General features: G+C 65.1%; 13 protein-coding genes. 7 read left to right on the top strand and 6 right to left on the bottom strand.

What is annotated here, in order from left to right; all coding sequences use genetic code 11:
• Positions 1–99 precede the first annotated feature (99 nt).
• The 4 genes from rluB to F4827_RS21645 form a co-directional block, all read right to left on the bottom strand.
• Positions 100–1,974 carry a 23S rRNA pseudouridine(2605) synthase RluB gene (gene rluB, locus F4827_RS21660; protein WP_183726924.1) on the bottom strand — a complete coding sequence of 625 codons (1,875 nt, stop codon included), beginning with the start codon at positions 1,972–1,974 and terminating at the stop codon, positions 100–102.
• A 63-nt stretch (positions 1,975–2,037) separates the two neighbouring features.
• Entirely contained in the window at positions 2,038–3,003 is a 966-nt protein-coding gene (gene scpB, locus F4827_RS21655; protein WP_183726922.1) for an SMC-Scp complex subunit ScpB, read from the bottom strand.
• A gap of 360 nt (positions 3,004–3,363) precedes the next feature.
• Entirely contained in the window at positions 3,364–4,605 is a 1,242-nt protein-coding gene (locus F4827_RS21650) for a pyridoxal phosphate-dependent aminotransferase (protein WP_183726920.1), read from the bottom strand.
• 99 nt (positions 4,606–4,704) lie between these two features.
• Positions 4,705–5,607, bottom strand: a complete 903-nt coding sequence (locus F4827_RS21645) for a LysR family transcriptional regulator (protein WP_183726918.1) — start codon at positions 5,605–5,607, stop codon at positions 4,705–4,707.
• A gap of 423 nt (positions 5,608–6,030) precedes the next feature.
• Here F4827_RS21645 and F4827_RS21640 point away from each other — a divergent pair, with 423 nt between their 5' ends.
• Together F4827_RS21640 and F4827_RS21635 are read left to right on the top strand one after the other, a co-directional pair.
• Positions 6,031–6,432 carry a transposase gene (locus F4827_RS21640; protein WP_027818239.1) on the top strand — a complete coding sequence of 134 codons (402 nt, stop codon included), beginning with the start codon at positions 6,031–6,033 and terminating at the stop codon, positions 6,430–6,432.
• A 391-nt stretch (positions 6,433–6,823) separates the two neighbouring features.
• Positions 6,824–7,141: a hypothetical protein gene (locus tag F4827_RS21635; protein WP_183726916.1), complete on the top strand. Its 318-nt coding sequence runs from the start codon at positions 6,824–6,826 to the stop codon at positions 7,139–7,141.
• Positions 7,142–7,429: 288 nt separating this feature from the next.
• Here the strand turns inward: F4827_RS21635 and F4827_RS21630 are convergent, their stop codons facing one another.
• A complete protein-coding gene (locus tag F4827_RS21630) occupies positions 7,430–7,753 on the bottom strand; it encodes a hypothetical protein (protein ID WP_183726914.1) in 324 nt (107 codons plus the stop codon).
• 345 nt (positions 7,754–8,098) lie between these two features.
• Here F4827_RS21630 and F4827_RS21625 point away from each other — a divergent pair, with 345 nt between their 5' ends.
• From F4827_RS21625 to F4827_RS21615, 3 genes are all read left to right on the top strand, one after another.
• A complete protein-coding gene (locus tag F4827_RS21625) occupies positions 8,099–8,788 on the top strand; it encodes a YdcF family protein (RefSeq protein ID WP_311674076.1) in 690 nt (229 codons plus the stop codon).
• A gap of 203 nt (positions 8,789–8,991) precedes the next feature.
• Positions 8,992–9,234, top strand: coding sequence for a hypothetical protein (locus F4827_RS21620; RefSeq protein ID WP_183726910.1), 243 nt, complete (start codon positions 8,992–8,994; stop codon positions 9,232–9,234).
• A gap of 210 nt (positions 9,235–9,444) precedes the next feature.
• Positions 9,445–9,705, top strand: a complete 261-nt coding sequence (locus tag F4827_RS21615; protein WP_167059529.1) for a DNA-binding protein — start codon at positions 9,445–9,447, stop codon at positions 9,703–9,705.
• A gap of 141 nt (positions 9,706–9,846) precedes the next feature.
• On the opposite strand, the gene arfB is transcribed toward F4827_RS21615, so the two are convergent.
• Complete coding sequence (gene arfB, locus F4827_RS21610) at positions 9,847–10,251, bottom strand: alternative ribosome rescue aminoacyl-tRNA hydrolase ArfB (RefSeq protein ID WP_183726908.1); 405 nt, start codon at positions 10,249–10,251, stop codon at positions 9,847–9,849.
• 235 nt (positions 10,252–10,486) lie between these two features.
• Between arfB and F4827_RS21605 the strand changes: the two genes are divergently transcribed.
• Positions 10,487–11,188 carry a VC0807 family protein gene (locus tag F4827_RS21605; RefSeq protein ID WP_260175365.1) on the top strand — a complete coding sequence of 234 codons (702 nt, stop codon included), beginning with the start codon at positions 10,487–10,489 and terminating at the stop codon, positions 11,186–11,188.
• A 135-nt stretch (positions 11,189–11,323) separates the two neighbouring features.
• Entirely contained in the window at positions 11,324–13,846 is a 2,523-nt protein-coding gene (locus F4827_RS21600) for an FUSC family membrane protein (RefSeq protein WP_183726906.1), read from the top strand.

The following is a 13,846-nucleotide window of genomic DNA, read 5'->3' as shown; positions in this document are numbered from 1 at the left end:
CGATTCACGGGGAACGGCGTGCAGTTGATTGCTGCGGGGGCGAGCAGCCGCCTTAGCGAGCGCTGCCTGATTATCCAGCGCGCTCGCGGGTGCCACCGCTCAGTGCCCGCGCGTACGTCCGCGCGGAGCGCCGCGCTGACCGGGGCGATTGCCACCGCCGCCTGAACGATTGGCGTTGGCGTTGCTGCCGGCATTGTTGCCTGCACCACGGCGATTGCCGCCTGCGTTGCCGCCGGCATTGCCGCCTGCCCGCTTGCCGCCGGACGGTGCGCGGTTGCCATCGACGTCGCCACGCGCGCCGCCGCTACGGCCATTGCCGCCGCCATTGGCGCGACTGCCACGGTGGCCACCGGCGTTGCCGCCCATGCCCCCGCCGAAACCACCGCCAAATCCACCCGCGCCGCTGCCCGCGCCGAACCCGCCCGTCTGCGCGCCACGGCGGCCTGCGCCACCGCCACGCTGCTGACGCGGCTGACCCATCGCACCGTGCGAACTGAGCACCGGCTCGCGATTGATGAAGCCCATCGACGTCTGCATCGGGTCGGGCTGGCGACGCTCTTCCTTCGCGCCGCGACCGCCCTTCTCTTCGCTCGGCGCCTTCAGGCCGACAGACGCCATCAACGCGCGCACCTGGTTGTCTTCGAGCTCTTCCCAGCGGCCGCGCTTGAGGCCCTTGGGCAGATCGATCGGGCCGTGGCGCGTACGGATCAGACGGCTCACCATCAGCCCCGCCGCTTCGAACATACGGCGCACTTCGCGGTTACGGCCTTCGGCAAGCGCGACGTGATACCAGTGATTCGTGCCTTCGCCGCCACCGTCGCGGATACGCAGGAAGCTCGCCGGGCCGTCTTCGAGCTCGACGCCCTTGAGCAGCTTCTGACGCATCCCTTCGCTCAGCTCGCCGACCACGCGCACCGCGTATTCACGCTCCACGCTGTAGCGCGGGTGCATGAAGCGGTTGGCCAGATCGCCCGAGGTGGTCAGCATCAGCAGACCTTCGGTGTTGAAGTCCAGACGGCCGACGGCCAGCCACTTCGCCGTTTTCATCGGCGGCAGGCGGTCGAACACCGAGGCGCGGCCCTCCGGGTCGGCATGGCTGACGATCTCGCCGGTCGGCTTGTGATAGATCAGCACGCGCGGCGGCTTATTGGCCAGCTTGCGCTTGATCGGCTTGCCGTTGATGCGGACCTGATCGGTCGGCAGAATGCGCTGGCCGATATGCGCGGGTTCGCCGTTCACCGAGACGCGCCCGGCGATGATCAGCTCTTCCATGTCGCGGCGCGAGCCCATGCCCGCATCCGCCAGCACCTTGTGCAGCTTGGGTGCGTCGTCGTCCGGGCTCAGCACGCGCTTGGGCTGCTGGATGCGGCCGCCACGGCGCAGCATCGGCGCACGCACGCCGGTACCTGCGCCGTTGTCGGCGTCGAACGCCGGCGAGGTGACGTACAGGAACAGGTCGTCCTGGTTGCCTTCGCTCGCCTCGACTGCAGCCGGCGCTTCGGCGCGGCCCTTGCCGCCACCAGCGCCCTTCGCGCCCTTTGCCCCCTTGGCGCCCTTCGCGGCCCGGGCCACCGGAGCAGCGGCGTTCGCGCCTTCCGCGGCCTTGGGTGCGGCGCTGCGGCGGCCCTTCTTCGCGGGCGCGCCTGCGTCCTTGTCCTTGCGCGGCGTGCGCACCTGCGCGGCAACCACGCCGTCGGGCGGCGTTTCAATGGCTGCGCCCGCTTCCGGCGCGTCATCGGCGGCGCCTTCGTTCTTGCCCTTGGCGCCCGCGCGGCGGCGTGCGATCAGGCTGCGCGGACCGCGGCGCAGGCCGCGGCGCGGACGGTCTTCGCCCTCGGCGGCGTGCTCGCCTGCCTGCGGGCCAGCGACTTCGCCGCCATCGTGGGCGGCGCGCGTGTCGTCATCGCGCGTGGAGGACACGCGACGCGCGGATTCGGACGCGTCGGTCGAATCGGTGTCGTGGATATCAGTCAAAACAACCTCGAAATGTCAGGTTGCGCGCCCGTATGAGAGGGGCGCGTCAGTGTGTTTGTTGCTTCAGATGCCGCGTTGGGCGGCGGCGTCGTCCGTCGTCGAGACGGGGTCGTCCTGCGCCGCATCGCGGCGGTCTTCGTGTTCTTCTGCGGGCTCGCCGGCGGCGTGGCCAGCGGGCTGCGCTGCATTCGCCTGCGTCGCGCCTGCATGAGCAAGCTCGACGTCGAGTTCCTGCGCGTCATGCGCGTCCTGCGCGAACGCGGTTCCATCGAGATGCGCCTGCACGGCGGCAGGTTGCGAAACCGCGTGTTCAGTCGCGTCGTGCGTCGCTGCGTCAGCAGCTGGTTCCTCGACGGCCTCCGGTGCGTTCGCATCGACATCGGCATCGGCATCCGCATCGTCCGTGCCCGTCGCTTGCTCATCACGCCCGGAAGCGGCCTCGGCGATCAGCTGCGCCACTTCGCTTTCCGGGAATTCGATCGCGTGCTGCGCGAGCAACTGCTCGCCCAGCTGGTTCGACGGATCGTCTAGCGGTGGCAGTTCGTCGAGCGATTTCAGACCGAGATCGTCGAGGAACTGGCGCGTCGTAGCGTACAGCGCCGGGCGCCCGGGCACGTCACGATGACCGATCACTTCGATCCAGTTGCGGTCTTCGAGTTGCTTGACGACCTGCGTGTTGACCGTGACCCCGCGGATTTCCTCGATATCGCCGCGCGTGACCGGCTGCCGGTACGCGATGATGGCGAGCGTTTCGAGCACCGCGCGCGAATAGCGCGGCGGCTTTTCCGGATGCAGGCGGTCTAGATACGTACGCATGGCCGGCTTGCTCTGGAAGCGCCAGCCGGACGCAAGACCCACCAGTTCCACGCCGCGCCCGGACCATTCTTGCCGCAGGTCTTCGAGCAGGTTACGGACGGTGTCAGCCGAAATGTCGTCGGCAAACAGCTTGCGCAGCTCGCCGATCTTCAGCGGCTCCTGCGTGCAGATCAATGCAGTCTCGAGGACGATCTTCGCCTCTTGGGTATTCATGCAGCCAGGTCAGACCCTAAGTAAGGTAAATCAGGTTCAGGGAACCGGATCAGACAGACGAAAGACGATATGGAACTGGAGACGCGCTCGCCCGATTCTGATCGGTCATATTGATGGGAGCACGCACCGGGGGGCCGCTAAACGACGCTTTGTACACTTGGAGAGAGACAAAGTGCCAGACCCAGCCGGACGGAGCAGCGAAATTCCCGCAGGGAATCGCGTGACTGGACATCATCTTACGCAAAAACAACGGGGGCGTAAAGTCGCTCGGAGGCGTGTTTTAACCCGTTTGCGTCAATACCGCATGGATCGTTCAAGGATCGATGCGGTCCGCATGCCGATGCTCCCTCGCTGCGCGTTTCAGCGCCCGCCGTGCTGCGCCAGGTAACGTTCGAGGCGCTCGACGCCGGCATCGAGCCGCGCCACGTCGCAGGCATAGCACCAGCGCACGAAACCCTCGCCTTCGGGGCCGAATGCACTGCCCGGCGCGAGTCCGAGACCAGCTTCGCGCACCAGCGCCTTGCACAATTCGAGGCTATGCTGCGCGCCGGCGAGCCGGAAAAACAGATACATCGCGCCATGCGGGACTTTGACGTCGACGCCCGACAATTGCGCGAGCGCCGCCGCGAGGTGGTCGCGCGAGGCGCGCAGATCGTTCACCAGCGTTTGGGTGCAAGCTTCGCCCTGCTCCAGCGCCACAATACCGGCCTGCTGCACGAAAGACGGCGCACAGGACGTGTTGTACTCGACCAGCTTGCCCAGGTCGTCCATCAGCGCACGCGGCGCGACCAGCCAGCCCAGCCGCCAGCCCGTCATGAGCCACGCTTTCGAGAAGGAATTGACGCAAATCAAACGCTCATCGCGCGAGGCAAGATCGAGGAACGACGGCGCGGTGCGCTCATTGGCGGCGCCGTAGTACAGGCGCTCATAGACCTCGTCCGCCACGATCCAGATGCCGTGGCGGCGGCAATGCTCCAGCACGGCGCGTTGTTCGTCGCGCTTCATCACCCAGCCGGTCGGATTGTTCGGCGAGTTGATCATGAGCAGCTTCGTGCCGGGCTTGAGCGCGGCGAGCAGGCGGTCGAGATCGAGCGTCCAGCCGAGCGCACCATAGTCGAGTGCCACAGTTTCGACATTCGCGCCGAGGATCTTGGGAATTTCGACGAGATTCGGCCACAGCGGCGTCACCGCGACCGCGCGATCGCCTGCGCCGGTCACCAGTTGCGCCGCCAGCATCAACGCATTCACGCCCGCGCTGGTGACGGCGATATGGTCAGCCGGCGTCGCGCCATGCAACTCGCTCACATAACCCGAAAGCGCTTCGCGCAGCGGCGCAATGCCGAGGTTATGCGTGTAGAAGGTGTCGCCGCGCGTGAGCGCCTGAGCGGCGGCTTCGCGAATGAAGGCGGGCGTGACGCGATCCGATTCGCCGAACCAGAACGGCAGCACGTCGGCGACGCCGAAACCCGCATTCGCCACCTCGCGGATCTGCGACGCGCGCAGCGCCTGCACCGCCTCGCGCGCGTTGGCGGGCGCGTTTGACGACGAAAACACCGTGTTCAGCGAAGGCGTGGCGGGCGAAGACAGGTCGAGAGCGCGCATCGAGGAATCCCTGGTAAGCGTGGAAAGTGGGCGGAGCGACGCAAATCCGCCGCGCACCAGTGTAGCGCCGCGCACGCCGGCGCCAATTTTTAGCAGACCTCAGCGCTGGGCGCCGAGTTCGCGGATCAGCGCCCAGACGGCCTCGGCCGCTGGCGACAGCGAGCGGTCGCGCCGACGCACGAGTTCGACCGTGCGCTCGGCGCGCGGTACCAGCGAGCGCGCCTGCAGCGACGATCCCGCCGGCACGGGCAAGGCGAGCCAGGGCAGCACGCTCACGCCCACGCCCGCCTCCACCAGTCCAAAGACGGTCGCGGGATGGCCCAACTCCTGCACGATGCGCGCATTGACGCCCTGCTCGCGCATCACCGCGTCGATCAGCGGGCGGCTTCCCGAAGCGTGATCGAGCATGACGAGGCGCTCGCCATCGAGCGCTCTCCACGGCACCTCGTCGCCGCCCGCGAGCGGATGATCGCCGCGCACGACCACGCAGAACGAATCTTTGGCGAGCAGCTCGGTTTGCAGATCCTCGGCCGCCGACGCGCCCACGAAGGGCCCGATCACCACGCCAAAATCCACCTCGCCCGAGCGTACCTTGCGCAGCACGTCGCTTTGCACGTCGTCGCGCAGGCCAAGCGTCACGTAGGGGAACTGTCGCCCGCACGCGGCTACCACCTCGGGCATCAGACGGCAGGCAACGGTCGGACTCGCGGCCACCACCACCCGCCCGCGCCGCTGCTCGCCGATTTCACGGATCTCGCGCAGGGCGTCGTCCAGATCGCCAATCAGGCGCGGAATCGTCGCGATCAGATTGGCGCCCACGTCGGTCAACTGCACGTCGCGCGTGGTGCGATCAACGAGCTTGACGCCCATCTCGGCTTCCAGCTCGCGCACGCAGCGGCTCACCGCCGACTGCGTGAGGCCAATTTCATCGCCGGCACGGCTGAAGCTCTGCAGACGCGCGACTTCGATAAACACCCGCAACTGCCGCAAGGTCACATTCATCCGTTTCCCTCATGAATCACTAAGTTTGATGCAATTCTAGCCGCTTGCTGGATCGTTACAGCATGGTGAATCCGCCCGTCAATTGTTCGCCGCAGTGCAGCAATACAGCGAAAGCGCACGCCTGGTGGGCCTGTTTGCACAAGATTGGTGATTGTCCCGATTTCCCGATGATGCGTTTTCGAGTCGAATACGGCCCTGGCAAGCACCCGCGCAGGCTTGATAGCACGCGGCTTCGAGACGAAAGTGTGCGAGCTGGCACGCTTCTCGCATTAAGGCAGACACAGGATCGGCGGACGGTCCGATGCTTGATGAGACTGGGCCGTCCAAACCGATTCCGCCTGGTACTCCGCCAACCGGCCGGATGTACATGAAGAGTGCGCAGCGCGGGGCAGCGCACCGGAGATAGCTTCGCTGAGGTGAAACATGATGCTGTTCGACGATTTGAGAGATAACGAATGGGCCCTGGTCGAGGCGCTGTTCTGTGCGGAACCCGCACGGAGCGAGCGACGCGGACGGCCTCGCGTCGAAGCGCGTGCCGTGGTCAACGCAGTGCTTTGGGTGCTGTCGACGGGTGAAGGCTGGTCCAAGCTGCCGGGCCGCTACCCTTCGCCGCCTACCTGCCGCCGCCGCTTCGACGAATGGCAGGCCGACGGCACGCTCGCTGAAATCGTGAAGCGCCTGGGCACGAGCGGCCGCGAAATTTCGCTGCGCGGACGCATTGGCGCGACGGCCACCAAGCCGCCCGCGCCGCCTAGCCGCGACCGCTTGCGCGGAGCCTTCTGGACCAACCCGGAATCGTGGCGCGCGCCTGTCAAGATGGCTTGATGCCGTCTTGATCCCGCGACTGGATCTGCTGTAGGCCGGGTTCAATCGACCGAACCCGGTGGGCGTGAAAGCGCCCGGTTTGACTCCTCACGCTCTCTCCGCCGGGCGCAATCTGCGCCCGGCTGTCATTTCCCGCGGCACACGCTGCCGGTGCCGCTTCTGAGCCACGCGTTCGAGCCGTTGTCTGCCCGCCACACTATGGTGCGACGGCGCACGCGTTTCACGCCTGCAACTGCGCTTCCTCCGATTTGCGCGAACATCCCACGGATGTCCGCGAGATCGATGCGCGCGAAACATCTATTTACCAATATTTACAGCATGCTTTCGCGCCCGCCCGTACCTTAGGAGCATGTTCACTTACGTCAATTTCCCGCTCTGACGGGAGGCCGCCATGAATCCCATGACTCTGCGCAATCGGGGCATCATGGTTTCGCTGTCCGCCCTCGCGCTGCTTGCGTCGCTCACATTGCCCGGCCAACTGGCATCGTGGCTGTCGGACGACGCTTCGGCCCAGCCGCCGCAATCCGCCGCCGCTCATTGGCCGATCGCGCGTACGGGCGCCCATGCGTGGCCCCCCACAGGAAACCGTGCTGCCGACAACGCCGCACAGCCGGTGCCGCGTGGCGATCTGCGCGGCGATATCGTCGACAACGCCCGTCGTAGCCCGCCACCGAATCCGCAAGCGCAGCCGCCGCGTTCGCGCCATTAGCGCGGCTATTACGGTCGCTATCGCGGCGACTATCGCACCTCAACGGCCAAGCGCACGCCTCGCATGGCAAAGCGAAATAGCTCAATGAGAAATAAATGCGAGATCAATGAAATCGACGACCAGTCGGACGCGCACGATCACGCGCGTCGTATCGATGACATCTCTAAGGCGTGACGATGACGGGAACCACCGCGCCGGCGCGCGGTCTATCTATTGCCATTAAGCACAGCGTGGCAGCAGTAATTCCGGTAGGCCCGTATCTTTCGATACGGGCTTTTTTTTGGCTGGCTATAAAGCGGTGGAGCCCGCGGCGTCGGACGACTGGACAAGCGCTTCGGCGACGTAATCGGCCGTACGCTGGTCGGTCCATTGGAGGGTGCGTTCGTCGCGCGCCAGCCGCGCGAATTCCGCTCGACCGCGATCGGTCAGCACGGCGATATCGACGGGAGCGTGAAATCCCGGTGCGGGAGCGACGGTGCGTTGCCTGACGGTATCCATCAGACCCAGGTTACGCAGATATTGGAAAACTTTTGGACTACGCGCCCACGGGACCTGCCGATACTGCACCCGCCGCAAGGCTTCGAGTACTGCTTCGTTGGAATACGTGGTCATCTCACTTCTTTCTTAAAATGCAGTCCTGCTGCCATTGCGTCTGATGTGACCCGGTGTGACCTGGTGCAGCGCAATATCGGCCGGCACTACGCGCCTAGCCGCTATCCTGCACCGTGGCACGGACTGCAGGTTATTCGGGCCCCGCGAAAGCGTTGGGCACTGCGCGCCGCGCCGCCCGCTCATGATGGAGGGCCGCGCCGCGCGAGGCGGTGACTTCCGGCATGATCGACGCGGCGGCCGTGGTTGCCGCTCATGCGCACGAGACACGCTTCATCCCGAAACCAATACGTTACCTCATTCAAATTGATTCTATTCGGTTTATTTGCGCTATTTTTTGCGCTATTCGTGCTGTGGCGTCGCGCCCGACGGTCTATCGTCCTCACGACTGTCATCTTTTTCTGGCTGCTCGCGTCGGGCTGGCTCGCGAAACCGCTGCTCGATCTGGCCCAGCCCGCGGCATATCGGACTCCCTATGATCCGGCGCAGGCGCGGTTCGGCGCACGCACCGCCACCGTCATGCTGGGCGGCGGCACCGACCTGATGCCCGATGGCTCGCTCGCGCCACAGCAGGACGTCTATGCGCGCATTGCGCTAGCGGCGGCGCTACAGGCACGCTGCCTCGCGGCCGGCGGCGAGTGCAAGGTGATCGCGAGCGGCGGCAATCCGCAACGTCATCGTGCGAGCGAGGCCGATACCTATGCCCCGTGGCTGTTGCGCGCAGGCATCGCGCGCAACGATCTCGTGCTGGAAAACACCAGCCTCACGACCTGGCAGAACGCGCGTAATGTTGCCCCGATCGTGCACTCGCAGCGCGCCGATACGCTCTTCGTCGTAACCTCGTCCTATCATATGGCGCGTGCGATGCTGGACTTCGAGCGCTTCGGCATGCATCCGGTACCGGCCGTATCCGAGGTACGGTACGTGCGTCTCGGACTGTGGCCGCGTCTGGGCAATCTGCGTAACGTCGAAACTGCCCTGCACGAATTGATCGGGATTGCGCAGTTTCACGTCTACGTGATGCTCGGCTGGTTCTAGCCTCATGTCCCGAGGGCATGTCGCAATCAAGATCGGGTCAGATGTGCCAGGATAGGAATGAGGATAGGTAAGGCGTTGTAAATCGCATGCGCGAGCCTTACGCCGCGTCATCGGGAATGACGTCAGGGTCGTTAGAATTGACGTGCCTTATCCTGCTCGACAGGCACCAGCTGGGTCCATAAACCGCTCCTTCGGAGGTAGTGATGAAAAAAGTGTCCCTCGCAGTCCTGATTTCGCTGTCCGCTCTGACGGGCGCCGCTTATGCACAATCGGACAACGGCATCATGATGAGCACCGACCCGGCGAAGGCTGCCGACGTCGAGCAGCGCGCGCAGGATCTCCAGGCGCGCCAACAGGCGATGCCGCAGCCGTCCGAAGCGCCCATGAAGCATCACAAGAAGGGCGGCCATCCGCATCACAAGGCGCCGCCGAAGTCCGAACAGTAAAGCGGCCATGCGTCCGCAAGGACGCTGGAACGCAAGAGGTTCGAAAAGCCGATTCCGGTCCCCGGTTTCGGCTTTTTTACTATCCGGCGCGCGTCACTACTGAGGTTTCAACGCCAACGCGCCCACTGGTCGGCGCGCGCGCGGGTTATGCTAAAGTCGCGCACCTCGAATTCCCCTACTTTTGTGCGCGACTCGCGCGGAGAAACATCCATGAGCAACATCCAGCTCGACATCGAATGGACCGAAGCGGCATCCCGCAAGATCGAAAAGCTGATGCCGCGCGGCAAGGGCACCGAGGCGTTCCTCGCACTGCCCCCGGTCGAATGCCTCCCGATGGAAGGCGACGTGCTGTTCCTCGGCCCGCAAGGCAAGCAGCAGCCGTTCATTGTCGCGGAGCGCCAGTATCACCATGAAGGCGAAGCCGACTGGACCATCATCCTGATCCTCGACGTGCCCGAAACCACGCACTAAGACACACCCGTACGCACCCCGATGGGTTGAACGGCGTCGGCCGCCGTCACTCGCGCGCGATCGTGGCGGTCGCGCGCTGTCTTCTGCTTTTGATCTCCCTCCTGCTTTCCCTCCATCACTCGCCCCAACGCGATCTCCGCGTCACTCCGTCACGCGCTGACGCCCCGTCTTGACCTCGCCGCGGCGCGCCTTGCCGTCCAGACGCCGCAACTTCGACGCGCGCGTGGGCCGGGTTGCCACCCTCGCCTTGCGCGTCACGCTCACGCTTTCGATCAGCGCATCCAGACGCGCAAGCGCGGCCGTGCGGTTTTGCTCCTGCGTGCGGTACTCCTGCGACTTGAGGATGACGACGCCTTCGTGCGTGATGCGCCGGTCGTTGAGCGCGAGCAGGCGCATCTTGATGACTTCGGGCAGCGACGAGGCGCGGATATCGAATCGCAGATGGATCGCGCTCGACACCTTGTTGACGTTCTGGCCGCCCGCGCCCTGCGCGCGCACGGCGACGAGTTCGATTTCGTTCGGCGGGATGGACAGACGCTCGGACATGGCGAAGGAAAAATGGCGGAAGACGGCCTCTGAGATGAAGCCCGCAACGCTCGCAGTGTCGCATGAAGCGCCGCGCCGCGATATGCACCTCAACAAGCGCGCGCGGCCCAGGCACGCGGGATGCAACACCGTGGACCGTTCGCGTTCTGCGCGTGAGCATGCAGGCAAGGCCCGTTTGCCGATGCGCGGCGCTTGAACCATACTTCGTTCATCTTTTTTTTGGAGAGCGCATCCCATGAAAGTGCGTCCAGCATTCGTCGCCGAACTGGCGGTCAATCTGCTGCTGCCCTGGGTCGCGTACCGGCTCGCCCAACCTTACTGGGGCGAAGTCGGCGGCCTGATTGCCTCGGCGGTGCCGCCGCTGGCCTGGACCATCGTCGAACTGATCCGCTTCAGGCGCGTCGACGCGCTGTCGGCCGTGATCCTGCTCGGCATCGTCCTGTCGCTTGTCGCGATGGCATTCGGCGGCGGCACGCGTGCGCTGCTGATGCGCGAGAGCTTTTCCACCGGCGCGATCGGCGTGACCTTCCTGCTTTCGTTGCTGGCGCGACGGCCTATCGTGTTCTATCTGACGCGCGCCACGGTCGCGCGCGAAACGAGTGAAGGCGTCGCGCGGCTCGAACTACTCTGGACGGAAAACCGCAAGTTCGCGGCCGCGATGCGTCTGCTTACCCTGGTGTGGGGCGCGGGCCTGATCGCCGATGCCTCGCTGCGCACCTACCTGGCCGCCACCTGGCCGATCGAGCGCTTCCTCGTGATCTCGCCGGTTCTCGGTTACTGCATGTTCGGCGCGCTGCTCGCGTGGACCTTCTGGTATCGCACGCGCATGCGCCGCATTCGCGGCACGCACGGGCTGCTCGGCGACGCAGCCGCAATGGGCGCGCCGGTGGGCTCAACCGTCGGCACCACCGATCCTTCCGGCGGCGCAGCGGGCTGACGGCGCGCGCGCCGCTCACGCGCGTGCGCGCGGGAAACCCCGAATACAGAGACGGACGGATCGCGCCCGAAATCATTTAAACTCAGCGCCACAGTCCGCGGCGCTTTCGTCCGCATCCGAACACCATGGCAGTCGATGCGCTACTCCGTAGAAATCAGGAAGTTCCTTTATAGCCAGTACTTCTACGGCGGTCTGCGCATCGCGGTCGGCATCTCGCTTCCGGCCATTTTGTGCCTCTTCGTGTTCGACAAAAGCGAGCTGGGTTTCACCATCTCGACCGGCGCGCTCGGCGCGTGTGTGGTCGACATGCCCGGCCCGCTCAAATACAAGCGCAACGAAATGCTCGCGTGCAGCGCGATAGGTTTTCTATCCGCATACGCCACGGGTCTTGCCACCTTCAGCCCGATCGCGCTCTGGGCCACGGTCGTTCCGCTCACCTTCGTGCTTTCGCTGATCGTGGTCTACGGCAACCGCTGGCCACAGATCAGCTTCGCCACGCTGTTCATGATGGTGATGACGCTCGAAGAGCATTTCACACCGCACCAGGCGCTGGTCAACGCCGCGTGGATCCTGCTGGGCGGACTCTGGTACACGGGCTGGTCGACTCTCGTGAGCCGCCTGATGCTCGATCGCATCGAACAGCAGGCGCTCGCCGAAAGCGTGTTCGCCTGCGCCGACTATCTGCTCGCGCGCGCGCAGTTTTTCGATCTCGACAACGATCTCGACGAGTGTTACCGCAATCTCGTCGCCAGGCAGATCGCAGCAGTCGAGCGTCAGGACGCGGCACGCGACATCGTGCTGCGCAATCTGCCCAAACTGAGGAGCGGGCGTGTCGATGCGCGCCGCGCGATGCACTTCAACCTGTTCATCAACACGGTCGATCTGCACGAGCTGTTCGTGGGCGCGCATACCGATTACCCGCTGGTGCGCAACACCTTCGGCGGCTCCGATCTGCTGGTGTTCTATCGCGATCTGATCCGCAAGGCCGCAGCCGATCTCGAAGACATTGGCCTCGCCGTGCTGCAGAACGAGGCGCCGCGTGCCAATGTCAACGTCAAGGCCGAGTTGCGCGCCATCGAGTTCGAACTCGAAATGCTCAAGCGGCGCGATCTGCCGACCAAAGACCCCGAAGCCTACGCCGCGATTTCGGCCTCGTTCCGGCGCATCTGGAGCGCGACGCGCCTGATCGATCGCATGCGCCGCAGCCTCGCGAGCGAAGTGCCCACGACGGAAACCGAACTGCGCATCGACGAAGCGCTCACGCGTTTCGTCACCAACCGGCGCGTCTCCTGGCTACAGATTTTCTCGAATCTCACCATGGCCTCGCCGAGCTTCCGTCACGCGCTGCGCGTGACGATTGCGGTGGCAGCAGGCTTCTGGCTCGGGCGGCTTTTACCGCTCACCAACGCTTACTGGATCGTGATGACAACCATCATCATCCTGAAGCCCGGCTATTCGCTAACGCGCCAGCGCAACGCGCAGCGTATCGTCGGCACGCTGATCGGCTGCGTGGCCAGCATCGCGCTGATCCTGCTGGTGAAGCAGCCGCTGGTGCTGCTGGTGTCCATGTTCGCGGCGATGGTGATGAGCTACAGCCTGCTGCTGTTCAACTACACGGCAAGCGTGGTGTTCACATCGGCCTATGTGCTGCTGATGTTCCATCTGCTCGCGCCGGGCAGCATGCGCATCATTGGCGAACGCGCGATCGACACCCTGGTGGGGTGCATGATCGCGATCGGCGCGAGCCATCTGTTCCCGTACTGGGAATACCGGCTGATGGGCAAGCTCGTGCACGACATGATCGCCGCGACGCGCAGCTACCTGGAGGCGAGCGGATGGTGGAGCGGGCGCGCCAGCACCGCGCAGCCGGCATTCGCCGGGCCGATACTCACGGAAACCGCGGCGCGCGTGCCCGCACAGGCAACCCAGCAACAGGAGGCGCTCGCGCTGGAAAGCGCTGCGGCGGTGGGCATGCCGCCCGGACCGGTCGCCGCGGTGGGCGCGAAGGTGTCGGCGCAGGCCAAAGCACAACTGGATCGGGAGGGCGCTTCACAGGCCGCTTCACAGACCACTTTGCAAAGCGCGTCACAGACCAATGCGCAGACCGCATCGCAGACCTCGGCGCCTTCGGCTTCGGCTGGCGCCGCCGTGCCCTCGCTCGCGCGCGACTTCCGCTATCGTCTTGCGCGCAAGAACGTGCACGTCGCCTTCGCGAACCTCGGCCAGGCGTTTCAGCGCATGATGCTCGAACCGAAATCAGCGCAGAAGTTCGTGCCCGAACTCAACGATCTGCTGGTGCGCAGCCACGTCCTCGCCTCGCAGATCACGGCCAGCGCGCCGCTGCTACGTAGCGCGGCAAACGCCGATGAGCTCACCCCCACCGTGAAACTGGCCGCGCTCGATCAGGCGTTGAACTGCGTGCGCGACAACCTCGTTGCCGCCGAAGCGGGCGCGCCAGTGCCCGACGATCAGATCGAGATCACCCGCCGCATGACGCGCGATCTCGACACGCTGGTGGTGGAGACGGAACGAACACTCGGCGCGACGAACGATCTTGCCCAGGATCTGAAGATGCTGGCGCACCAGTGCAAACAGATGCTCGCGGCGTCGTGGCTGATCCGCAAGGATGCGAGCCTGATCCGGCTGCCAGAAGAATAA

It is taken from the genome of Paraburkholderia bannensis, assembly GCF_014200455.1.
Classification (GTDB): domain Bacteria; phylum Pseudomonadota; class Gammaproteobacteria; order Burkholderiales; family Burkholderiaceae; genus Paraburkholderia; species Paraburkholderia bannensis_A.
Note: the sequence above shows the minus strand (reverse complement) of the source record. Positions and strands in the feature narration are given on the sequence as shown.